At 69.2% G+C, this 22561-nt stretch carries 23 protein-coding genes; 7 read left to right on the top strand and 16 right to left on the bottom strand.

Annotation, left to right across the window (positions count from 1 at the left end; translation table 11 throughout):
* Positions 1 to 2: 2 nt before the first annotated feature.
* Positions 3 to 653 (bottom strand): DUF4245 domain-containing protein, encoded by a 651-nt coding sequence (locus LOK44_RS09605; protein WP_237569731.1) that lies wholly within the window; start codon positions 651 to 653, stop codon positions 3 to 5.
* A 55-nt stretch (positions 654 to 708) separates the two neighbouring features.
* On the opposite strand from LOK44_RS09605, the gene glpX reads away from it, so the two are divergent.
* Together glpX and LOK44_RS09595 are read left to right on the top strand one after the other, a co-directional pair.
* Positions 709 to 1749 carry a class II fructose-bisphosphatase gene (gene glpX / locus LOK44_RS09600; protein ID WP_163923413.1) on the top strand — a complete coding sequence of 347 codons (1041 nt, stop codon included), beginning with the start codon at positions 709 to 711 and terminating at the stop codon, positions 1747 to 1749.
* Positions 1750 to 1784: 35 nt separating this feature from the next.
* Positions 1785 to 3209, top strand: coding sequence for a class II fumarate hydratase (locus LOK44_RS09595; RefSeq protein ID WP_237569730.1), 1425 nt, complete (start codon positions 1785 to 1787; stop codon positions 3207 to 3209).
* Here LOK44_RS09595 and LOK44_RS09590 read toward each other — a convergent pair.
* From LOK44_RS09590 to LOK44_RS09565, 6 genes are all read right to left on the bottom strand, one after another.
* Positions 3206 to 4423, bottom strand: coding sequence for a cation:proton antiporter domain-containing protein (locus tag LOK44_RS09590; protein ID WP_237569729.1), 1218 nt, complete (start codon positions 4421 to 4423; stop codon positions 3206 to 3208). The genes LOK44_RS09595 and LOK44_RS09590 overlap by 4 nt on opposite strands.
* A gap of 18 nt (positions 4424 to 4441) precedes the next feature.
* The gene (locus tag LOK44_RS09585) at positions 4442 to 5281 is read right to left on the bottom strand and encodes a polysaccharide deacetylase family protein (protein WP_237569811.1); all 840 of its coding nucleotides are present in this window, start codon (positions 5279 to 5281) and stop codon (positions 4442 to 4444) included.
* 165 nt (positions 5282 to 5446) lie between these two features.
* The gene (phoH2, locus tag LOK44_RS09580) at positions 5447 to 6733 is read right to left on the bottom strand and encodes an RNA 5'-3' helicase PhoH2 (protein ID WP_237569810.1); all 1287 of its coding nucleotides are present in this window, start codon (positions 6731 to 6733) and stop codon (positions 5447 to 5449) included.
* A 232-nt stretch (positions 6734 to 6965) separates the two neighbouring features.
* Complete coding sequence (locus LOK44_RS09575; RefSeq protein WP_237569728.1) at positions 6966 to 7793, bottom strand: acyl-ACP desaturase; 828 nt, start codon at positions 7791 to 7793, stop codon at positions 6966 to 6968.
* A gap of 81 nt (positions 7794 to 7874) precedes the next feature.
* On the bottom strand, positions 7875 to 9368 hold the full coding sequence (locus LOK44_RS09570; protein WP_237569727.1) for a glycine hydroxymethyltransferase: 1494 nt from the start codon (positions 9366 to 9368) through the stop codon (positions 7875 to 7877).
* A 159-nt stretch (positions 9369 to 9527) separates the two neighbouring features.
* Positions 9528 to 10730: a DUF885 domain-containing protein gene (locus LOK44_RS09565; RefSeq protein WP_237569726.1), complete on the bottom strand. Its 1203-nt coding sequence runs from the start codon at positions 10728 to 10730 to the stop codon at positions 9528 to 9530.
* 58 nt (positions 10731 to 10788) lie between these two features.
* Between LOK44_RS09565 and coaA the strand changes: the two genes are divergently transcribed.
* A complete protein-coding gene (gene coaA, locus LOK44_RS09560; RefSeq protein ID WP_237569725.1) occupies positions 10789 to 11727 on the top strand; it encodes a type I pantothenate kinase in 939 nt (312 codons plus the stop codon).
* A 53-nt stretch (positions 11728 to 11780) separates the two neighbouring features.
* Here coaA and LOK44_RS09555 read toward each other — a convergent pair whose 3' ends face one another.
* The 4 genes from LOK44_RS09555 to LOK44_RS09540 all read right to left on the bottom strand — a co-directional run bounded on the left by LOK44_RS09555 (position 11781) and on the right by LOK44_RS09540 (position 15021).
* Positions 11781 to 12188 carry a hypothetical protein gene (locus LOK44_RS09555; protein WP_237569724.1) on the bottom strand — a complete coding sequence of 136 codons (408 nt, stop codon included), beginning with the start codon at positions 12186 to 12188 and terminating at the stop codon, positions 11781 to 11783.
* A gap of 118 nt (positions 12189 to 12306) precedes the next feature.
* Positions 12307 to 12714, bottom strand: coding sequence for a hypothetical protein (locus tag LOK44_RS09550; RefSeq protein WP_237569723.1), 408 nt, complete (start codon positions 12712 to 12714; stop codon positions 12307 to 12309).
* Between the two features lie 126 nt (positions 12715 to 12840).
* Positions 12841 to 14196 (bottom strand): phosphatidylglycerol lysyltransferase domain-containing protein, encoded by a 1356-nt coding sequence (locus tag LOK44_RS09545; protein ID WP_237569722.1) that lies wholly within the window; start codon positions 14194 to 14196, stop codon positions 12841 to 12843.
* A gap of 30 nt (positions 14197 to 14226) precedes the next feature.
* Complete coding sequence (locus LOK44_RS09540; protein WP_237569721.1) at positions 14227 to 15021, bottom strand: (2Z,6E)-farnesyl diphosphate synthase; 795 nt, start codon at positions 15019 to 15021, stop codon at positions 14227 to 14229.
* Positions 15022 to 15091: 70 nt separating this feature from the next.
* Here LOK44_RS09540 and trhA point away from each other — a divergent pair, with 70 nt between their 5' ends.
* Entirely contained in the window at positions 15092 to 15847 is a 756-nt protein-coding gene (trhA, locus tag LOK44_RS09535) for a PAQR family membrane homeostasis protein TrhA (protein WP_237569720.1), read from the top strand.
* 7 nt (positions 15848 to 15854) lie between these two features.
* Here the strand turns inward: trhA and LOK44_RS09530 are convergent, their stop codons facing one another.
* Genes LOK44_RS09530 through mca form a run of 4 tightly spaced genes read right to left on the bottom strand, consistent with a single transcriptional unit; the run spans position 15855 to position 19338 of the window.
* Positions 15855 to 16229, bottom strand: coding sequence for a nuclear transport factor 2 family protein (locus tag LOK44_RS09530; protein ID WP_237569719.1), 375 nt, complete (start codon positions 16227 to 16229; stop codon positions 15855 to 15857).
* 10 nt (positions 16230 to 16239) lie between these two features.
* The gene (locus tag LOK44_RS09525) at positions 16240 to 18246 is read right to left on the bottom strand and encodes a thioredoxin domain-containing protein (protein ID WP_237569718.1); all 2007 of its coding nucleotides are present in this window, start codon (positions 18244 to 18246) and stop codon (positions 16240 to 16242) included.
* Complete coding sequence (locus tag LOK44_RS09520; protein WP_249783306.1) at positions 18224 to 18457, bottom strand: hypothetical protein; 234 nt, start codon at positions 18455 to 18457, stop codon at positions 18224 to 18226. Before LOK44_RS09520 ends, LOK44_RS09525 begins: the two co-directional genes overlap by 23 nt.
* Positions 18458 to 18471: 14 nt before the next feature.
* Complete coding sequence (gene mca / locus LOK44_RS09515; RefSeq protein WP_237569716.1) at positions 18472 to 19338, bottom strand: mycothiol conjugate amidase Mca; 867 nt, start codon at positions 19336 to 19338, stop codon at positions 18472 to 18474.
* 140 nt (positions 19339 to 19478) lie between these two features.
* On the opposite strand from mca, the gene LOK44_RS09510 reads away from it, so the two are divergent.
* The 3 genes from LOK44_RS09510 (at position 19479) to LOK44_RS09500 (ending at position 21371) form a co-directional block, all read left to right on the top strand.
* Positions 19479 to 19901, top strand: coding sequence for a DUF4307 domain-containing protein (locus LOK44_RS09510; RefSeq protein WP_237569715.1), 423 nt, complete (start codon positions 19479 to 19481; stop codon positions 19899 to 19901).
* 240 nt (positions 19902 to 20141) lie between these two features.
* Entirely contained in the window at positions 20142 to 20636 is a 495-nt protein-coding gene (gene greA, locus LOK44_RS09505; RefSeq protein WP_163923360.1) for a transcription elongation factor GreA, read from the top strand.
* 72 nt (positions 20637 to 20708) lie between these two features.
* Positions 20709 to 21371 carry a GOLPH3/VPS74 family protein gene (locus LOK44_RS09500; protein ID WP_237569714.1) on the top strand — a complete coding sequence of 221 codons (663 nt, stop codon included), beginning with the start codon at positions 20709 to 20711 and terminating at the stop codon, positions 21369 to 21371.
* On the opposite strand, the gene LOK44_RS09495 is transcribed toward LOK44_RS09500, so the two are convergent.
* Positions 21357 to 22535 (bottom strand): cystathionine gamma-synthase, encoded by a 1179-nt coding sequence (locus LOK44_RS09495; protein ID WP_237569713.1) that lies wholly within the window; start codon positions 22533 to 22535, stop codon positions 21357 to 21359. The two genes, LOK44_RS09500 and LOK44_RS09495, sit on opposite strands and share 15 nt — an antisense overlap.
* Positions 22536 to 22561 lie beyond the last annotated feature (26 nt).

The following is a 22561-nucleotide window of genomic DNA, read 5'->3' as shown; positions in this document are numbered from 1 at the left end:
TCCTAGCGGACGGGCAGTGGCGGCTGGGTCTGCGTCGCCTCGGCCAGCGTACGGTACTCGGCGGTACCCGCGGCGCCCGTTAGTGCGATTCGCGCCGGACCGGTCGGGCCGGGAAGCGTCGTCGTCCACACCGGACGGACGTCCTCGGAGCCCTCGTAGACGATCCAATTGACCCCGGCGACGTCCTGGGTTCCGGTCGGCACCAGGCTGGTCTCGATCGACTGGACCAGCTTCTCCTCGTCGGCGTTGCTCTGCGTGAGGCTGATGAACATCCCGGTCGGCGCGAGGTAACCCACCCGCGAGGTCAGCGCGCGCACGACCTTGCCGTCGGGTTCGGTGCGACCACCCTCGATGCTCGCGCGCCCGCCCGAGTTGGCCTGCCACCCGTCGGGCAGATCGGGCAACCGGATCGGGATGCGCAGCGCGTCGGCGTCGGCCTGCAGCGCGGCGGGCGCGTCGTACGGCGGCGGAGCGCCCTCACCGGGACCGTTGGGCGCGAACGAACACATGCCGAGCAGACCCGCCAGCACGATGCAGCCGACGATCAGCGGCATCATCGACCAGAACATGTCCCGGCCGTCCTGGCGCAGGCGCGACTTGGCCGGTTTCGGGCCGGGTGGCTGCGCGGGCTGGCTGATCGGCGGGACGGTCACATTCACCAGTATCCCAGCTCCCAAAGTGGGAACGGCTAATGGGACAATCTGGCGCATGACGCCTTCGGCATCGGCCTCGCGCCGGGAAGCACCCGACCGCAACCTCGCCCTCGAACTGGTCCGAGTCACGGAGGCGGGCGCCATGGCCGCTGGCCGCTGGGTCGGGCGCGGCGACAAGGAGGGTGGCGACGGCGCGGCCGTCGACGCGATGCGCGAGTTGGTGAACTCTGTGTCCATGCGCGGCGTGGTGGTCATCGGCGAGGGCGAGAAGGACAACGCCCCGATGCTCTACAACGGCGAAGAGGTCGGCAACGGCGACGGGCCGGACTGCGACTTCGCGGTCGACCCGGTCGACGGCACCACGCTGATGAGCAAGGGCATGCCGAACGCGATCTCGGTTCTCGCGGTCGCCGAGCGCGGCGCGATGTTCGACCCGTCAGCGGTGTTCTACATGAACAAGATCGCCGTCGGCCCGGACGCCGTCGACGTCATCGACATCACCGCGCCGATCGGCGAGAACATCCGCAAGGTGGCCAAGGCGAAGAACTCCAGCGTCGCCGACCTCACGGTGTGCGTGCTGGACCGGCCCCGCCACGCGCAGCTGATCGCCGACGTCCGCGACGCCGGTGCCCGCATCCGCCTCATCTCCGACGGTGACGTCGCAGGCGCGATCTCGGCCTGTCGACCCAACTCCGGCACCGACCTGCTGGCAGGCATCGGCGGCACCCCCGAGGGCATCATCACCGCGGCCGCGATCCGCTGCATGGGCGGCGCGATCCAGGCGGTCCTGGCGCCCACCGACGACGCCGAACGCCAGAAGGCCATCGACGCCGGCCACGATCTGGACCGCGTGCTGCACACCGAGGACCTGGTGTCGGGTGAGAACGTCTTCTTCTCCGCCACCGGCGTCACCGACGGCGACCTGCTCCAGGGCGTCCGCTACTCCGGCGGCGGCTGCACCACGCAGTCGATCGTCATGCGTTCCAAGTCCGGCACCGTGCGGATGATCGAGGCGTACCACCGCCTCGCCAAGCTCAACGAGTACTCCGCGGTCGACTTCACGGGCGACAAGTCCGCCGCATACCCCTTGCCTTGATCCGACATTCACTTCCGATACAGAACAGGGAACACATGACTGCCGACAGCGCTGTCACAGCAGACGACACCGAGTACCGCATCGAGCACGACACGATGGGCGAGGTCCGCGTGCCCAAGGATGCGCTCTGGCGAGCGCAGACCCAGCGCGCGGTCGAGAACTTCCCGATCTCCTTCCGCGGCCTCGAGCGCACCCAGATCCGTGCGCTCGGCCTGCTCAAGGGCGCGTGCGCGCAGGTGAACAAGGACCTAGGCCTGCTCGACCCAGAGAAGGCCGACGCCATCGTCGCCGCAGCGGCTGAGATCGCCGACGGGCTGCACGACGACCAGTTCCCGATCGACGTGTTCCAGACCGGCTCGGGCACCAGCTCGAACATGAACGCCAACGAGGTCATCGCCTCGATCGCGGCACGCAACGGCGTGACCGTGCACCCGAACGACCACGTCAACATGTCGCAGTCGTCGAACGACACCTTCCCCACCGCCACACACATCGCGGCCACCGAAGCCGCTGTGCGCCACTTGATTCCGGCGCTCGAGGTGCTGCACGAGTCGCTGGCGGGCAAGGCGCGTCAGTGGCGGACCGTCGTGAAGTCGGGCCGCACGCACCTGATGGACGCCGTACCCGTGACGCTCGGCCAGGAGTTCGGCGGCTACGCCCGTCAGATCGAGGCGGGCATCGAGCGGGTCAAGGCGACTCTGCCGCGCCTCGGTGAACTCGCCATCGGCGGCACCGCGGTCGGCACCGGCCTCAACGCTCCCGACGAGTTCGGCGCGAAGGTCGTCGAGGTCCTGGTGGCCCAGACCGGCATCGGCGAATTGCGCACGGCCAATGACTCGTTCGAGGCGCAGGCCGCCCGTGACGGACTGGTCGAGGCGTCCGGCGCGCTCAAGACGATCGCCGCGTCGCTGACCAAGATCGCCAACGACGTGCGCTGGATGGGCTCCGGCCCGCTGACCGGGCTGGGCGAGCTGCAGCTGCCCGACCTGCAGCCGGGTAGCTCCATCATGCCAGGCAAGGTCAATCCCGTTCTGCCCGAGGCCGTTACGCAGGTCGCGGCGCAGGTCATCGGCAACGACGCAGCCGTCACCGTCGGCGGACTGTCGGGTGCGTTCGAGCTGAACGTCTACATCCCGATGATGGCCCGCAACGTGCTCGAGTCGTTCACGCTGCTGGCCAACGTGTCCCGCCTGTTCGCGACCAAGTGCATCGACGGGCTGGTCGCCAACGAGGACCGGCTGCGCGAGCTGGCCGAGTCGTCACCGTCGATCGTCACGCCACTGAACTCGGCGATCGGCTACGAGGAAGCCGCGAAGGTCGCCAAGGAAGCACTCAAGGAGCGCAAGACGATTCGGCAGACGGTCATCGACCGCGGCCTGATCGGCGACAAGCTCTCCGAGGAGGAACTCGACAAGCGTCTCGACGTGCTGGCCATGGCTAAAGTGAAGGACGGCGACTAGACGTTCTCGCGCGTGGCCGGGCTTCGATTGGTGAGCAACCACCTGATTCCCGGCCATGCGCTGAGGCTGTGCAGCACCAGGCTCAGCGTGACGGTCACGACGACCACCTGAACGATCAGCGATTGCTGCACCAGGTCGCCCCGTTCGACGACGAGTAGACCCAGCACCAGCGTGCTGATGCCGCGCGGTCCGAACCACCCGATGAACAGGCGGTCGCGCACGGGCACGTCACTGCGCAGCAGTGCCAGCGACACCGCGGCCAGCCGGACGAGCAACAGCGCGACGACCGCGAACAGGACCACGCGCCAACTGGCTTCGCGCCAGCCGACGATCACGGCATAGCCGCCGAAGAGTGCGAACACCAGGAGTTCGAGCAGTTGCGCGGCGGCGTCGGAGACGTGCATGTCGGGATGGTGCCCGACCCGGCGACTCGCGAACGCGAACGCCAATCCGCCCGCGAATGCCGCGACGAACCCGCTGCCGTGCAGATGCTCGCCCACCTGGAAGCAGACCAGCGCGATGGCAACGGTGGCCAGCTGGGCCCAGGTGTCGCCCATCCAGTCGCGCCGCCGCGAATGGCCGATCACCCAGCCGCCCGCCACGCCGACGGCGACACCCACACCCGCGGAGACCAATTCGGTGCGGATCAGGAACCACCCCCAGTGTTCGGCCTCGGGGGCGGTGCGCTCGGATGCCAGCGCCAGCGCGGCCAGCAGCGCGGCCAGTGCGAAGCCGTCGTAGAAGCCACTCTCCGTCGACAGCGCCTGTCGGATCCGCTCGGGGATGCGGCGGTCGGCGAGCAGCGCGTGGATCAGCGCGACCTCGGTGGGCGCGACGATCGCGGCCAGGCACACGGCCTCCCACAGCGGCATCACCGGCAGCACCAGCACCGCGGTGATCACGCCGAGCGCGATGGCCAGCGGGATGCCGACCGCCAGCAAGCGGAACGTCACCTCGCGGCGGCGCAGCACCGCCGACAGGTCCAGTTCGGCAGCCTGATTGAACAGGATCAGCGTCAGCGCCAACTGCGCGAGGACCGTGAACGTCGACGTGTCCGGGCCGCCCTCGATCAGGTCGAAGCCGAACGGACCCAATGCCATTCCGACGAGCACGAAGATCAGGGCTGGCGCCACGTACCAGCGCTTCACCACGCCCGACACGACGGCGTAGCAGAGCACCAGCAGGGTCAGGACGAACGCGGTCTCGGTGGCCATGTCGATCGCAGCCGGCCGTCAGGCGCCGTTGTTGGGGCCGCCGGAGTTCTGGTTCGGGATGTCGGTGATGGGGAGGTTGGGCATCGGCGGCGGTGACGGCGTGTCCGGCAGCGCGGGCACGTCCGCGGGCGGCAGGTCGCGCAGGTCGTTGACCGGCGGCCCGTTCTCCCGGCTGCCGTACGAGGTGCCCGGCGCCAGCGGGCCGAGCATCTGGCTGACCGTGACGACGTGATAGCCGTTGGCGCGCAGCACCGGAAGGAACTGGTAGACCAGGTCGACCGTCGAGGAGTAGGTGTCGTGGAGCAGCACCACGGAGTTCGGCCTGATCTGGCTCATCAGCAGCGCGCGGGTGGCGTCGGTGTTGGCGTCGTTGGCCCAGTCGAACGGGATGACGTCCCAGTTGACGTCGGCGAGACCCTGCCTGCCAGCCTCGGCCAGCACCCGGTCGTCGACCAGTCCGCCGGCAGTGCGCACCAGAGTCGGTCGCCGGCCGGTCGCGGCCTCGATCGCGTCGTTGGCGCGCGAGAACTGGGCCGGGATCTCCTCGGGCGGAATGGTCGTCATGTTCGGGTGTTCCCAGGTGTGGCTGCCGATCTCCATGCCGGCGTCGGCGATGCGCTTGGCCCCCGCCGGATTGGCCGCGACCTTGTTCCCGATCAGGAAGAACGTCGCGTGGGCGTCGTCGTCCGTGAGCACCTGGAGCAGGCGGTCGGTGTACGGGCTTGGTCCGTCGTCGAACGTCAGCGCCACGCACTTGACCTGGCGGCAGTCCACGACGTCGGCCTTGGCCACCCGGACGTGGCCGGTGAAGCCGCCCACGATGACGATCGCCACGCCCGCGCAGACCCCGGCCACCATGCGCAGATAAGACCAGGCGTCGGAGCGAGGCTCGTCCGAGCGACCATCGGATGGAGTGTCGGGCCGCGTGCGCACGGGTGGGAGCCTACCGGCCGTGCCTGAGGTAGCGCTCACGGCGCGAAAGTCCGAGTGGCGTGCGCCGTGAGCGCTATCTCAACGCTGCGATCACGGCAGGGCGCCGGGGCTGATCTCCTCCAGCATCTCGGTGACCAATGCCGCGATCGGTGAGCGCTCGCTGCGCAGGAGCGTGATGTGGGCGAACAGCGGGTGGCCCTTGAGCTTCTCGATCACCGCTGCGACGCCGTCGTGCCTGCCGACGCGCAGGTTGTCGCGCTGGGCCACGTCGTGGGTGAGCACCACCCGCGAGCCGGTGCCCAGGCGCGAGAGCACGGTCAGCAGGACGTTGCGCTCCAACGACTGCGCCTCGTCCACGATCACGAACGAGTCGTGCAGCGACCGCCCCCGAATGTGGGTCAGCGGAAGCACTTCGAGCATGCCGCGAGACTGCACCTCCTCGAGCACCGCCGGGCTGGCGAGCCCTTCGAGAGTGTCGAAGACGGCCTGGGCCCAGGGGCCCATCTTCTCGCTCTCGCTGCCGGGCAGGTAGCCCAGTTCCTGACCGCCGACGGCGTAGAGCGGCCGGAACACGACGACCTTGCGCTGGGTACGACGCTCGAGCACGGCCTCGAGACCGGCGCACAATGCAAGCGCCGACTTGCCGGTGCCCGCCTTGCCGCCGAGTGAGACGATGCCGACCGACTCGTCGAGCAGCAGGTCGAGGGCGACGCGCTGTTCGGCCGACCTTCCCCGGAGGCCGAACACCTCCCGATCGCCTCGCACCAGCTGCACGCGCTTCTCGGCGTTGACCCTGCCGAGCGCGTGGGAGTTGCCGCCGAGCAGCCGAACACCGGTGTGACAGGGCAGATTTCGCGCCTCCTCGAGGTCGATCTCCCCCTCGGCGAACAGGGTCGCGACGTCCTCGCCCGCGACGTCCACCTCGGCCATCCCGGTCCAGCCCGAGGTGATGACGTCCTGGGCGTGGTACTCGTCGGCGGGCAGGCCGACCGCGCCGGCCTTGACCCGCAGCGGGATGTCCTTGCTGACCAGCGTGACCTGCTTGCCCTCCGCGGCGAGGTTGGCCGCACAGGTCAGGATCCGCGCGTCGTTGGTGTCAGTGCGGAAGCCGGCAGGCAAGACCCTGGGATCGCTGTGGTTCAGTTCGACCTGCAGTGTCCCGCCTTGCGTGCCAACGGGTATCGGTAGATCCAGCCGGCCATGCTCGAGTCGGAGATCGTCGAACATCCGCAATGCCTCGCGGGCGAACCACCCCAGTTCGTGGTGGTGACGTTTGGCCTCCAGTTCGCTGATGACCACCAGGGGAACGATGACTTCGTGCTCGGCGAACCTCGTGCATGCCCATGGATCGGACAGCAGCACGGAGGTGTCGAGCACATAGGTCCTCTTCGAGGTCCCGACGACGCAATCAGTCACGTGGCGCTCCTAGGACCGTGCAGCCCCGCACGTCCATGTCGGTGGACACCGCGGTACTAGGACCGGGGCCGGTCCCGTTCTCGTCGAAACGACGGGTACCGCCCGGACAGCAGAGCATGTCGCTAGCCATCCCTTGCGACGCTACTCCCGCCGTGGCGACCCCGCTCTACGGCACGCCGTGGCCGGAACGTGACTACTGCGTTACGAATTCCCGAAGTGCGGGCTCGTCCGCGAGGCCCCACGCGGTGATGCGGTCGGCCTTGGCCGCGCGCAGTGCGTCGGCGTCGAAGATCCCGACCTCGGCGACGTGGGCGACCTTGTCCTGGTAGGCGTCGATGTCGCCGCCGACGGCCTGCAGCTCGGCCGCGCGCGCCGCGATCGCGGCCACCGTCTCCTCGCGCTTGGTGGTCAGGCAGTGCGCCACCAGGTTCGAGAAGAACTCCTCGTGGCGTTCCTCGTCCTTGGCGATGCGCCCCATCAGGTCCTTGAGCACCGGCTCGTCGATCTGCGCCTCGAGGTTGCGGCAGAACACGGCGTGCTCGCGCTCGAAGAACGCCATGAACACCAGCGTCTCGATCTGGCTGTAGGTGTCGGCGCGGTAGCCCTTCATCACGTGCTGGACGCGGACGTCCTCGTTGGCCGACGGGTCGATCTCGCGGGTGACCACCAGATAGTTGCGCAGCGCGACGGCGTGCAGGTGCTCTTCGGCGGTCCAGCGGCCGAGGAAGCGTCCCCACTGCTCGTCGAGGATGAAGTGCTCGACGAGTTCGCGGTGGTAGCCGGCGAGGTTGTCCTTGGTGATGAGCAGGATCTCGAGGGCGTCGGTGACGTGCTTGGGCAGCGTGACGTCCGACGGCTCCCAGTCCCGGCCGCCGAGGAACGCGAAGTTCTCGCCCTGGTCCCACGGGACGAAGTCGTGGGCGAACCAGAGTTCCTCGGTGGCGAGGTGGCGCTTCATGTTCTCGGCGACGACGGGTTCGAGCTCCAGCGTCAGCGCGTTAGCAACCGGTTTCTGTGCCATGAAAGTAACTGTAACCCGAATTCACATGTTCTCTGAAATCGGGTGCGGCGTGTCATGCCGCCACCCCTGACCAGCGCGGGGCTAGAGCGTCAGACCCGGGTACAGCGGGTTGGCGTTGAGCAGTTCCGCCGACGCCGCGCGCACCCGCGCGGCGGTTCCGTCGGCCAGCGCGTACTTCGCCTTGGACGGACCGTTCGGCCCCGCGGCGACCTCGGTGTTCTTCAGCACCTCGACGACGAGGTCGGCGACGCGGTCGAAGTCGTCGGCCCCGAACCCGCGCGACGTCAGAGCCGGGGTACCGAAGCGGATGCCACTGGAGTACCAGGCGCCGTTCGGGTCGTTCGGGATCGAGTTGCGGTTGGTGACGATGCCCGAGTCGAGCAGCGCCGACTCGGCCTGGCGCCCGGTCAGCCCGAACGACGTCACGTCTAGCAGCACGATGTGGTTGTCGGTGCCGCCGGTCACGAGCCGCGCACCGCGCTTGAGGAACCCCTCGGCGAGCGCCTTGGCGTTGTCGGCGACGTTCTGGGCGTAGTCGCGGAACGCCGGCTGCCGGGCCTCGGCGAGTGCCACGGCCTTGGCCGCCATCACGTGCGCCATCGGACCGCCGAGCACCATCGGGCAGCCCTTGTCGACGGCCGCGGAGTACTCCTCGGTCGCCAGCACCAGTCCGCCACGCGGACCGCGCAGCGACTTGTGCGTCGTGGTGGTCGTGACGTGGGCGTGCGGCACCGGATCCTCGTCGCCGGTGAAGACCTTGCCTGCGACCAGACCGGCGAAGTGCGCCATGTCGACCATGAACGTGGCGCCGACCTCGTCGGCGATCTCGCGCATCTTCGCGAAGTTGACCCGGCGCGGGTAGGCCGAGTAGCCCGCCACCAGGACAAGCGGCTTGAACTCGCGAACGGCCGCGGCCACCGCGGCGTAGTCGAGCAGACCGGTTTCCGGGTCGGTGCCGTAGCTGCGCTGGTAGAACATCTTGCCCGAGATGTTGGGCCGGAAACCGTGGGTGAGGTGGCCGCCCGCGTCGAGGGACATGCCCATCAGCCGCTGGTTGCCGAGCTTGGCGCGCAACGCCTCCCAATCGGCCTCGGTGAGGTCGTTGACGTTCTTGGCCCCGAGGTCGGCCAGGCCGGGCGCCTCGATGCGGGTCTGCAGAATGGCCCAGAACGCCACCAGGTTGGCGTCGATCCCGGAGTGCGGCTGCGCGTAGGCGTATGGCGCGCCGAACAATTCGCGCGCGTGCTCGGCGGCCAGCGCCTCGACGGTGTCGACGTTCTGGCACGCCGCGTAGAAGCGGTGGCCGACGGTGCCCTCGGCGTACTTGTCGGAGAACCAGGTGCCCATCGTCAGCAGCACCGCAGGTGACGCGTAGTTCTCGCTGGCGATCAGCTTGAGCGAGTCACGCTGGTCGGCGAGTTCCTGACGGGTCGCGGCGGCGATCCGCGGCTCCACCTGCTCGATGACCTCCAGGGCCGATCGGTAGGCGGCGCTCGCGGTCACGGCGTACTCGGCGCCAAGGCCGGACTGGGTCGCGCTTGCAGAGGTCACGGAGGTCCCAGAGTCCAGGGTCATGCCCGTCAGCCTAATCCCCGGCCAGGCGTCGCAGAGATCAGCCTGGACCCGCTGGGCGGTCGACTAACACCTGCCTTTGCGTTCGCGAGATCTACCCCACGGTCGCCGCGGGCCGCCTCGCGACGACGCTGGTGTAGATCTCGCGAGGACCACGGGTCGTCAGGCCGCGCGCAGACTCGACGGGATCAGCGGCTCGTCGAGCAATCGGCCGAACCGCACCGCGAGCGGCTCGTCCTCCGGGCGCGCGTCGAGCCAGCCACGCAGCAGGCGGTACCCCTCGACGTAGGTGCTGGTGTAGGCACGCCACAGCGGCGAGGCCAGGAACCGGATCGACTGCCTGGCCCGCTCCTCGCTGGTGAGCAGCCAGCGCTGCAGGAAGGCCACGACCTCGTCGACGTCGCGGTGCTCGTCGTGCAGCATCAGCGCGGCGTCCTGCCGGACGTCGGCCAGAGCCGCGGACGCCTCCGAGATCGCCGCGGCGCGCGCACCGTCGAAGCGCAGACCCAGGTCGGCGTAGATCTCGGTCGCCCAGGATCCCCAGTCCGGTCCGACGGCCGCGTGCAGCGCCAGGTCGGCCAGCCCTTCGGCCATCAGGCACTGCGGCGTGTTCACCAGGAAGATCGTCTGCTCGACCTGTCCGTCGCGGGCGACCAGGCCGGCTTCCTTGCGGCAGTGCTCGGTGTGGTGGCCGGGGTAGGACTCGTGGGCGACGAGGCGCGGCAGATTCGACATCTGCTGCTTGAGGTCGGCGTTCACTGCCACGGTCGACCTGTAATCGCCCTCGTAGTAGTTGAACCCCGACCACGGCTTGTCGGTGACCACCTCGTAGGTGATGGTCTCGCGCTCGGGCAGCGGGAACTGCGTCCGGACGCGGTCGCGCAACGCGCTGGAGAACGCGTGAATGCACTCCTCGAGCCGGGCGGGCGGAATCTCCTCCGACGTCCGGTGGGCCTGCATGCGGTCGGCCAGCGGACCGGTGCCGCCGATCGCCTCGTCGAGCTTGCGGTGCGCGTCGCGGTAGCGGTCGGTGTCGCCCTTGGCGATGTCGACGTCGAAGTAGGCGCGCACCTCGTCGACGAAGCCGACCTCCTCCCCCGCGAACTTGCGGCCGGCACACTCCAGAGCGGTCAGGTGGGCCGACAGGTAGTCCGTGCGTGCTGCTTCGAGGCCTTCGACGTGCGGCATCTCGGTCAGCAGGCGACGTGCCTCGCGCGCGAGTGCGGCGGGGTCGGGAGCGGGTTCGTCGGCCACCTGGGCGCGCAGTGTCGGGTCGCCGGTGAACGAGTCGACGTAGCCCTCTTCGATCCGGTCGAACCTCAGACCCAGCTTCAGGTAGTCGTTGATGGCGGTGGTGGCGTCCATGCCGTCAACGGTAAGTGCAAGACTGGGCGAGCGGACCGACGGGGAATGTGGAGGGCGCATGGCGCGGACCAGCGAGCCGAGTCCATATGTCGAGTTCGACAGGACCCAGTGGCGCGCACTACGCATGTCGACCCCGTTGAAGCTCACCGAGGATGAACTGGTGGGCCTGCGCGGTCTCGGTGAGCAGGTCGATCTGCTCGAGGTCGAAGAGGTCTATCTGCCGCTGGCGCGGTTGATCCACCTCCAGGTCGCCGCGAGGCAGCGGCTGTACTCCTCGACGTCGGAGTTCCTCGGCGAGCCGCAGCAGAATCCCGACCGCCCCGTGCCGTTCGTGATCGGCGTCGCGGGCAGTGTCGCGGTCGGCAAGTCCACCACCGCGCGCGTGCTGCAGGCCCTGTTGGCGCGCTGGGAGCACCACCCCCGCGTCGACCTCGTCACCACCGACGGGTTCCTGTACCCGAACGACGAGCTACTGCGCCGGAACCTCATGCATCGCAAGGGTTTTCCGGAGAGCTACGACCGCAGGGCGCTGATGCGCTTCGTGACGGCGGTCAAGTCCGGCGCCGACCAGGTGTCCGCACCGGTCTACTCGCATCTGCTCTACGACATCGTGCCCGACGAACATCTGGTGACCCGGCACCCGGACATCCTCATCCTCGAGGGTCTCAACGTGTTGCAGACCGGACCTGCGCTCATGGTGTCGGATCTGTTCGACTTCTCGGTCTACGTCGACGCCCGCATCGAGGACATCGAGAACTGGTACGTGTCACGCTTTCTCGCGATGCGGGCCGGCGCGTTCGCCGACCCGCAGTCGCACTTCCATCACTACTCGACGCTGACCGACGAGCAGGCGATCTTCGCAGCCCGCGACATCTGGCAGTCGATCAACCGGCCCAACCTGATCGACAACATCCTGCCGACCAGGCCACGGGCCACGTTGGTGCTGCGCAAGGACCACGACCACTCGATCAACCGGCTACGCCTGCGCAAGCTGTGATTTCGGCGCGCTCCCCCGCGGTCAACGCGGGTTCGCGCGCCGAAATCCCTGGGTCAGCGCAGCCGACGCAGGCCCAGGTACTGCAGGTCGGCCATCGCGAGGGTGAAGACGCCGCTGGCGAGGGTCAGCACGACGCCGGTCGTGGTGAGCGGCATGACGTCGGCCAGCACCAGCGCCACGGCCGCGACGGTGAACACGACGTTGCCGACGGCGATCAGCACGCCCCAGGTGCGGACCGTGCGCATGCGTGACAGGACGAACACGGCCACGCCGTAGACGACGAAGAAGGCGCTCAGCGAGTACTCGAATGCGGCGGTGGTGCCCGACCACTCGGCGATCTGGGGTGCCAGCGCGAGTCCGGCGACGCCGATCACGCCGGAGGCGATGGCGTCCAGACGTAGTGCGAACCGCAGCAGCGAGTCCTTGGCGGTGGTGGCGGGGTGAGAAGTGGTGGCGGTCATGTGCGTATCCCTTCGATCGGTACTGCGGTGGGTGATGGGTGGACGGGTGAAACCGGCGCGGGGTCCGCGAGCCCTAACCTCTCGGGGCGGCACGGGCCCCGCGCCGGTGGGAAGGGAGTCACGCCAGACGGCGCACTCCGAGGTATTGGCAGTAGGCGAAGCCGAGGACCACGGCGACGGTGGCCACGACCATCGCGACGCCGGCACCGGTGAGCGGCAGGAGGTCCGAGACGAGCACCGCCACGGCAGCCACCGCGAACACCAGGTTGGCGGCCACGACTCCGATGCCGACGCCGCGCACGCTGGGCATGGCCGCGAGGACGTAGAGCGCGGCACCGTAGAGCACCAGCGCCGCGCCGGCGATCCACTCCGACGTCGCGGTCAGACCGGACAGCCGCGACAGCGGGTCCGCGGCCATCGCGACGAACAGGCCGGTGCCTGCGCATAGCGTGGCGTCGGCGCGCATCGCGAACCGGAGCAGGCAGTCCGAGCTGTCGGACAGAGGGCGGGTGGTGATGGCGGTCATGGCGTCTCCTCGTCGTTGAGGTCGCCGTTCGGTGGTCCGAGCGACACCACGAACACTGCTCAAGAACCACTGCCAGATCGATGCGCGATGCTGCCAAACACTGCCAAGTGCAGCTCAGGGCCGGTTTCAGCCGACGGTGACGCGCTTGCCGCGGAGGTCGGCGGCGATGACGCGGGCTGCCGCGTTCTGCCAGTTGTGCAGCGACCGCTGCGGGACCTCGGCGACGAACCAGTGCCACGCCTGCCGCGCGACCGGGTCGAGTCCTGCGGCCGTCGCGTTCTGCGCGTACGCGCGCACGCCGACGACGTAGGGGAAGTACAGCGAGTTGTAGTGCCGCCACTGTTCGGTCGTGCCGAAGTCGCCGCCGTCGCGGGGCTTGAGCGCGGCGATCCGGTCGGCGAGCAGCGCCCGCAGTTCGTTGGCACGCTCCAGCGGTTGGTCAGGGGCGCCGCGCAGGACCAGCCGCCGGTCGATCTCGGGCAGCGCGGTCAACGGGCTGGCGACGAGCTTCGACAGGTCGCCGTAGTGTCCGAGGGCGCGGCGGGTCAGGCGGACGAACGTCTCGTCGTCGACGTCGTCGAGCGGATCGTCGGAGCGGCGCGGCAGCGCGGCCTCGGTGCGACGCAGCGCATCCCGGTCCGCGCGCAGGTCCGGTGAGCCGGAGAACGCCAGCCGGTCGAGCACGACGGCCAGCGGATCGGCGAGGACGTTGATCGTGATCGCGACGGCGAGGCTGGTGAACAGCAGCACCGTCAGCGCCGTGTGCTGACCGGTCACCGCGAGCCCGACGAGCGCCTGCCCGCCGAACAGCGTGGCGACGACGGCCGTGCCCACGAACGACCGCCGCATGTCGGCGCGCAGCGCCTGCCCCTCGTCGAAGGCGTCCCACGCCGCGACGGCGACGCCGAGCAGCAGCACGTCGAACCCGGTGCCCGCCAGCGCGAGCCAGCTCGGGACCAGCCCGAGCGGGATCACCAGGATCGCGTTGCCGAGCGCGAAGAACAGCGTCGCGACCACGACGACGCCGGTGACCGAGCGTGGCCGCCGCCCGCCGGTCAGCGCGCGCACCAGAGCGCCGAGCGTGGCGAGCGAGATGACGCCGAACATCACCCAGTGCCCGAGACGCAGCGGTCCCCCGACTCCGCCCGCCAGTACGGCACCGGTCAGCGCCAGCACGGCGACGACTGCGACGGTGAGGATCTCGCCCATCCGGCTGCGCCATGTGTCGCCGGGCCGGGACAACTCGAGCAGGACGGCGAACCAGGCGATACCGGGCACGACGACGAGGTAGCCCTCGATGCGGCCGAGCAGTTCGGCGTGGGCGGGGGTGGCGAGGCGGACGGCGTCGAGGGCGACGACGACGGCGAAGCTGGTGAGGCCGACGGCGGCGAGCGCCAGGACGGGTTTGCGCGGCCCACGGGCCAGCAGATAGAGCCCGAGCCACCAGCTCAGGGCGAAGACCACTGCGGACATCGCAGCCACGTGCCTAGTCTCGCACGCGCGCCAACGGCGTCAACGCCCGTAGCGGCGATGGCGCATCGTGTAGTCGCGCAGCGCGCGCAGGAAGTCCACGCGGCGGAACGCGGGCCAGTGTGCGTCGGTGAACCACATCTCCGAATAGGCGCTCTGCCACAGCAGGAATCCGGACAGCCGCTGCTCCCCGGACGTGCGGATGACGAGGTCCGGGTCGGGCTGGCCCGAGGTGTAGAGGTTCTCCGAGATGGCGTCGACGGTGACGGCGTCGACCAGGCCCTCGCCGGTCACGCCGTTGGCGAGTTCCTTGCCGAGCAGCGCGCGCACGGCGTTCACGATCTCCTGACGCCCGCCGTACCCGACGGCGACGTTGACGTGGAAGACGCCTTCGGCCGCGCTGCTGGTGGAGTCGACGGCGTCCCGCAGCCGTTTGGCGGGCTCACCGCCGAGCAGCTCGAGGTCGCCGACCGTGCGCACGCTCCACTTGTTGACCGGCGCGCAGATCTGCTCGACGACGTCGGTGATGATGTCGATCAGCTCGGTGAGTTCGGCCGGATCGCGCTGCAGGTTCTCGGTCGACAGCAGGTACACCGTGGCCATCTCGACGCCGGTCTCCTGGCACCACCGCAGCATCTCGGCGATCTTGGCGGCACCCACGCGGTAGCCGTAACTGACGTCGTCGTGGCCGGCGTCGCGGGCCCATCGGCGGTTCCCGTCGCACAGCACGGCGATGTGTCGCGGCAGGTCGTCCCTGGCGCGGGCCAACTCCTGACGCAGCCGCAGCTCGTAGAGCCGGTAGGCCGGCTCCTTGAGACGCGGGGGAATGATCTCCACGGGGATCAAGACTACTGTGGCGTAGTGAATCCCCACGCCTGTTGGGGCGGGTCGATCGGAGGTGACGCAGATGGAATCAGCACGGACCAACGCCACCGCCGAGGCCGCCGACGAGGCCCAACAGCCGCCACCGCGGGTGTACGCCGAGGACCTGCCCGAAGCCGTCGCCGACGGCGTCGCCCAGTTCATCGGACGGCCCCGCGCCCGCGGCTGGATCCACGTCTACTCCGCGATCGTCGCGACCATCGCCGGCGCCGCACTGGTGTCCGTCTCGTGGTCGGCGGAGTCGACCACCGCGGGCATCGCCACCCTGATCTACACGTTGACGATCGTCGCCATGTTCGCCGTCAGCGGTACCTACCACCGGGTGACGTGGACGTCGCCGACCGCCCGCAAGTGGATGAAACGCGCCGATCACTCGATGATCTTCATCTTCATCGCGGGCAGCTACACGCCGTTCGCCCTGCTGGCCCTGCCCGCCGAGAAGGGCATGGTGCTGTTCTGGATCGTCTGGGGCGGCGCACTGGCCGGGGTGGCATTGAAGATGCTGTGGCCGTCGGCGCCCGCCTGGGTCGGCGTACCGCTGTACCTGCTGCTCGGCTGGGTGGCGGCGTGGTTCATCGGCCCGATCATGGACGGCGCCGGTGTCGCGGCCGTCGTGCTGCTGATCGTGGGCGGCGCGCTCTACAGCGTCGGCGGCGTACTCTATGGGCTGAAGTGGCCGAACCCCTGGCCGACGACGTTCGGGCACCACGAGTTCTTTCACGCGTGCACTGCCGTCGCGGCGATCTGCCACTACATCGCGATGTGGTTCGCCGTCTTCTAGCCGACCGCTAGAGCTGCGTGACGTCGTCTTGGGACCAGTAGGCCTTCATCGACGTGATCTTCGCCTCGTCGTCGAACGTCATGACGCTGATGATCTCGATGCGCATGCCGCCGGACTCGCCGAACCTCACCGTCAGCCGCCAGAAGAACGCCGCCTCGTGGCCGAGCGCCCGCAACGTCACCAGCTCGCTGGCGCATTGCGCGCCCGTGATGTTCGCGTAGAAGCCGTGGATGGCCTGCCTGCCGATGTGCACCTCGCCGCCGACCGGATCCTCGACGGTGGCGTCGCTGGCGTACAGGTTGGCGATGTCGTCGGTCGCACCCTTCTCGAGCGCCTCGAGGTACCGGTGGACGGTCTGCGTATTGTGCTCCGCGCTCGACATGAGCGGCACGCTACACGGCAGCGGTGAACGCCGCGACGAGATCCCCGGCCGTGGTGACCGGCAGGTCGCAAGTCCGCCCCCGGCACACGTAGGCGGCGTCGCGCCCGCCCACCCTGTCGCGTCCGATCAGCAGTTCCGACGAGTCCACCGCACCGCCGACCACCACCGCGCCGCCAGGAGCGAGAGCCCGTGCCGCGGTGAGCAGCTCGGAGTCGGCGGGATCGCACGCCACGGCGATCTGGATCGGCCCGCGCAGCTGCGCCTCGGCGACTGCGAGCCAGTGCCCACCCGAGCGCGGCGCCTTCGCCAGGATCGGCGTGGCGGCGCTCAACGATGCGGCCGCCGCGGCGGCGTAGCGATCGGCCCGCGAGGCAGGCGCGAGGTGGGCAGCCAGTTGCAGCGCCTCGGTGATCAACGCCGCACCCGACGGCGTCGCACCGTCGATCGGGTCGGCCGGTCGCACCAGCAGCGCCTCGGCGTCGTCGGCGGTGTCGAACCAGCGGCCCTCGGCTTCCGCGTCGGCGTAGTGCTCGAGCGCGGCGTCGAGGAGGTCGGTCGCGACGCCGAGCCACCGCGGGTCGCCGGTGATCTGATGCAGGGTCAGCAGCCCGGTCGTCAGCGCTGCGTGGTCCTCCAGGATCGCGGCGCTGTCGCCCACCCGACCGCCGAGGCTCGCGCGGCGCAGCCGCCCGTCGACGACGTGCAGGTCGACGATCGCACGCGCGCACGTCGTTGCAGCGTCCAGCCATTCGGGTTCGCCGAGGGCGACGGATGCCTCGGCGAGCGCCGTGATCGCGAACCCGTTCCACGACGTGACCACCTTGTCGTCGCGCCCCGGTTGCGGTCGGCCGGCCCGCACCTCGGACAGCCGCGCGCGGACGCGGTCGAAGCGCTCGACGTCCTGCGGGTCGGCCGTCAGACGCAGCACCGACGTTCCGTGCTCGAACGTGCCGGTGTCGGTCACGCCGAACACGTCGCCGGCCCACCGGCCGTCGTCGGGCCCGAGTGCTTCGCGGAGTTGGGTGGGCGTCCACGCGTACGTCAGACCCTCGACACCGTCGGTGTCGGCGTCCAGTGACGACGTGAACATCCCACCGGCACCGAGGTCGTCGACGATGAACCGTGCTGTCTCCCGAGTCACCTTGCGTGCGAACGGGTCTCCGGTCCGACGCGCCCAGTGGGCGTAGGCCCGCAGCAGCAGCGCGTTGTCGTAGAGCATCTTCTCGAAGTGCGGCACCACCCACGACGGGTCGACGCTGTAGCGCGCGAACCCGCCTGCCAGCTGGTCGTACACGCCGCCGCGCGCCATCGCATGGAACGTCCGCTCCGCGGTGGCGAGCGACTCCGGAGCGCCGGTGCGTTCGTGATGGCGCAGCAGGGCTTCGAGCAGTGCCGACGGGGGGAACTTCGGTGCGCGTCCGAAACCGCCGCGGGCGACGTCCTCGTCTCGCAGCACCGCGGCCACCGCGCCGTCGCAGAGTTCGGGCGTCAGCGTGGGCCCACCGCCGGGCAGACCGGCGGCCATCGACCGCAGCTCACCGGCGATCTCGTCGGACGCCTGCTCGACCTCGGCTCGGCGGGTGCGCCAGGTCTCGTCGACCGCGGCCAGCAGCTGCAGGAAACCGTCCTTCGGGTAGTACGTGCCGCAGAAGAACGGCCGTCCGTCGGGGGTGAGGAAGCAGGTCATGGGCCAGCCGCCCTGGCCGGTCATCGCGACGGTGGCATTCATGTAGACGGCGTCGAGGTCCGGGCGTTCCTCGCGGTCGACCTTGATGCAGACGAACCCGGCGTTCATCGCCGCGGCGACGTCGGCGTCGGCGAACGATTCGTGCGCCATGACGTGACACCAGTGACAGGCCGCGTAGCCGATCGACAGCAGGATCGGAACGTCGCGCTCGGCGGCCTCGGCCAGCGCCTCGGCCGACCACTCGACCCAGTGCACCGGGTTGTCGGCGTGCTGGCGCAGGTACGGACTGGTCGCCGTACCCAGTTGGTTAGCTCCTGGCGTCGGGCGCATCGGTCGTACCGTCGTCGACCGCCTGATCGGGCTCGGGGTGCTCGGGGTCGAACGACTCCGGCAGCCGCTTGAGGTGCTTGTTCATCGACCACACCAGCAGAAACGTGCCGATCAGCAGGATGACGACGATGACCAGCCCGAACGGGCTGGCCTTGCCGAAGTCCGGACCCGTCTCGCGAGGGGCCTCCTCGGCGAGCAGCCCGGCGATCATCAGCAGCGAATCGGTCACGGCTCCACACCGGCGAACAGGTCGTCCTCGGGCAGCGTCACCGGCACGCGCGAACGGGCCAGCTCGTATTCCTCGGTGGGCCACAGCCGCTGCTGCCACTCCATCGGGGTGGTGAAGAAGAAGCTCTTGGGGTCGATCTGAGTCGCGTGGGCGAGCAGTGCCTGATCACGCACCTCGAAGTACTTCGAGCACTCGATCCGGGTGGTGACCCGCCGCGACATCAGGTCGTCGTCGGACTCCCAGCTCTCCAGCCACTTGCCGAACGGTCCCTCCTGGCCGTGCCTGGTGAACTCGTCCTGGAGCACCTGCATGCGCTGCCGGAGGAATCCGTGGTTGTAGTACAGCTTGGTGACGTTCCACGGCTCCCCGGCGTCCGGGAACAGCCGGTAGTCACCCGCAGCCTCGTACGCCGCGACGGAGACCTCGTGGCAGCGGATGTGGTCAGGGTGCGGGTAGCCGCCGGTCTCGTCGTACGTGGTCATCACGTGCGGCTTGAACTCGCGGATGAGCTTGACCAGCGCACCCGTCGATTCCTCGAGGGGCACCAGCGCAAAGCAACCCTCCGGCAGCGGGGGCAGCGGATCGCCCTCGGGCAGCCCGGAGTCCTCGAATCCCAGCCACGCGTGCTCGACGCCGAGGATCTCCGCCGCGCGGGCCATCTCGTCGCGCCGGATCTCGTGGATGCGGCCATGCACCTCGGGAAGGTCCATCGCCGGGTTCAGGATGTCGCCGCGTTCCCCACCTGTCAGCGACACGACCAGCACGCGGGCGCCTTCGTCGGCATACCGCGCCATCGTCGCGGCGCCCTTGCTGGACTCGTCGTCCGGGTGGGCGTGCACCGCCATCAATCGCAGTTCGCTCACTCGTTCCTACCTGCTCGCTTCGTTCGTCGGGTGTCGTCGGTGGTTCCAACAAAACCGGTAGCCCTATAGTTCCAGTCCTAGTCGACTGCTCTGAACTCAGACCCGTCTCGAGACCTCTCCCAAGGGATGACCAACCTCTCATGATCGAGCGTCCCGCCGACCGCTACGGCCGTCAGCGGCTGTCCCGGCGAGGCCGGCGCCGCGTCGCGATCGGGATGACCCTGTTCATTGTCGCGCTCGGCGTGGTGATCGCGCTCATCGGCTTCCAGCGCCTCGGTTCGGCCGAGGTGAAGGGCGAACTGAGCGCCTACCGGATCATCGACGACCGAACCGTCGAGGTCACCGTCGGCGTGACTCGCGAGGATCCGTCCCAACCGGTCGTTTGCATCGTGCGGGCACGTTCGGTCGACGGCAGCGAGACCGGCAGGCGCGAGCTGCTGGTGCCGCCGTCGTCGCAGGTCACGGTGCAGGTGGACACGTTGGTCAAGACGACCAAGCCACCCGCCGTCGGCGATGTCTACGGCTGCGGAGGCGACGTGCCCGGCTATCTGGTGGCTCCGTAGGGACGCCTCTTCCTGGCCGACGATGGAGGCTCTCGGGCAACGGTTGGGCGAACGCTTCGCGGCGAAATCGTGAAAGCCCGTCGACCTCGCGGTGGTAGACTGGACCGATACACGGTTCCTCCACTGGGGCCGTGTATTGCTGCATTTGCGCACGGGGGACGACCGACTGCGATCGCGGCGGCACACACGAACTCGACATACCGAGACAAGCGCGAGCGACTACGACAGGAGCGCGACGACATGACTGACACCCAGGTCACCTGGCTGACCCAGGAAGCCCACGATCGCCTGAAGGTGGAACTCGACCAGCTGATCGCCAATCGGCCCGTCATCGCCGCGGAGATCAACGACCGTCGCGAAGAGGGCGATCTGCGCGAGAACGGCGGCTACCACGCAGCGCGCGACGAGCAGGGCCAGCAGGAAGCCCGCATCCGTCAGCTGCAGGAGCTGCTGAACAACGCCAAGGTCGGCGAGGCGCCCAAGCAGTCGGGCGTCGCACTGCCCGGCTCGGTCGTCACCGTCTACTACGACGGCGACGAGTCGGACAAGGAGACGTTCCTGATCGCGACCCGCCAGGAAGGCGTCAGCGACGGCAAGCTCGAGGTCTACTCCCCCAACTCCCCGCTCGGTGGCGCGCTGATCGACGCCAAGGAGGGCGAGACCCGCGAGTACACCGTGCCCAACGGCAACATCGTCAAGGTGACGCTGGTCGAGGCGAAGCCCTACCACTCCTAGTACGGACCGGGTCTGACCCTCGCCCCTCCCGCGGTTAGACCGCGGGCGGGGCGCTGATCTACGGTCCCATGCGTGGCGCAGATCGCGGAGGACCTCTTCCTGCTCCTGCTCGACAATGCGGCCGCGCAGCCCGCGCTGGAGCGTGACCGTCGCGAACGGCTGCTCGCAGGCGCGGTGCTGCTCGACCTCGCGCACGGCTGCCGCATCCGTCCCGCCGCTCCCGGCGACGCGGTGGAGTCCGGTCGGCTGGTCGCGCTCGCGGGCGGCGCCCCACTGGATCACGTCACCGGACCGGCCTTCGAGCTGCTGACGCGAAAGCCGTTGCGGCCGAAGGTCGCTCTGTCAAAACTGGGTGGGCCGAGCCAGGATCGGGTCTTGACCCAACTCGAGCAGCAGGGCCAGATCCGCCGGGTTCAGCTGACGCCGAAGCGCTCCGCCGAGCAGTATGCCTGGCCGCTGCTCGACCGCCGCCGGGTCGGCGCTGCTCGCGCGGCACTGCTGTCGGCACTGTTCGACCGCACGCCGCCCACACCGGCCACCGCCGCAATCGTCACGCTGTTGCACGCCGCCGACGGACTCGGCGCGCTGCTCAGCCTGAACGACCGTGGCTGGCGGTGGGTGCACACCCGGGCGAGCGAGATCTCCAGCGGCAGTTGGGTCGACGAGTCGGCGACCGCGCTGCCCGAGGTCAACCTCGCCGTCACCGCGTCCGCGGTGCGGTCAGCGCTGCTGTAGCGCCTGCTCGAGATCGCCGATCAGGTCCGCGATGTCCTCGATGCCGACCGACAGTCGGACCAGGTCGTCGGGGACCTCGAGCTGCGAGCCCGCCGTCGAGGCGTGGGTCATGGCACCGGGATGCTCGATGAGCGACTCCACCCCGCCCAGCGACTCGGCGAGGATGAAGATCTCGGTCCGCGCGCACAGCTGGTGGGCGGCATCGCGCCCGCCCTTCAGCCGCACCGACACCATGCCGCCGAAACCGGACATCTGCCGCGCGGCGACGTCGTGGTTGGGGTGGCTGGGCAGACCCGGGTACAGGACGGTGTCGACGGCCGGGTGCTGCTGCAGGAACTCGGCCACCTGGGCACCGTTCTCGCTGTGCCGCTGCATGCGCAGCGGCAGCGTCTTGAGGCCTCGCATGGTGAGGTAGGCGTCGAACGGGCTGGGCACACCGCCCGCGCCGTTCTGCAGGAAGCCGAACGCGGCGTCGAGTTCCTCGTCGCTCGTAATCAACGCACCCCCGACGACGTCGGAGTGCCCGCCGATGTACTTGGTGGTGGAGTGCAGCACGACGTCGGCGCCCAGGGACAGCGGCTGCTGCAACGCGGGCGAGGCAAAGGTGTTGTCCACCAACACCTTGATGCCCGACGCCGACGCGACCTGCGAGATCCCGGCGATGTCGGCGATGGTGAGGATCGGATTGGTCGGCGTCTCGACCCAGATCAGCTTGGTCTTCGGCGTGATGGCCTCGCGGACCGCGTCGAGGTCGGCCTGCACCGCGGGCGTGTACTCGATGCCCCACTGGGTGAACACCTTGTCGATGAGCCGGAAGGTGCCGCCGTACGCGTCGTTGGGGATGACGACGTGGTCGCCCGGGCGCAGCATCGCCCGCAGCGCGCAGTCGGTGGCGGCCATGCCCGAGCTGAACGCACGGCCGTAGTCACCGCCTTCGACCGCGGCGAGCGAGGACTCCAGGGCCGAGCGGGTGGGATTGCCGGTACGCGCGTACTCGAAGCCACCGCGCAGGCCGCCCACCCCGTCCTGGGCGAAGGTGGAGCTGGCGTAGATCGGCGCATTGACCGCCCCGGTGACCGGGTCGGGCCGATAACCGGCGTGAATGGCCTTGGTGGCCGCACCGTAGGCCCGGTAGTGATCTGCTGCGCTGCGCCTCTCGCTCATCCTCGAAGGGTAACCGTGTAGAACAA

It is taken from the genome of Mycolicibacterium lacusdiani (assembly GCF_021916785.1).
In the GTDB taxonomy this organism is placed as follows: domain Bacteria; phylum Actinomycetota; class Actinomycetes; order Mycobacteriales; family Mycobacteriaceae; genus Mycobacterium; species Mycobacterium lacusdiani.
Note: the sequence above shows the minus strand (reverse complement) of the source record. Positions and strands in the feature narration are given on the sequence as shown.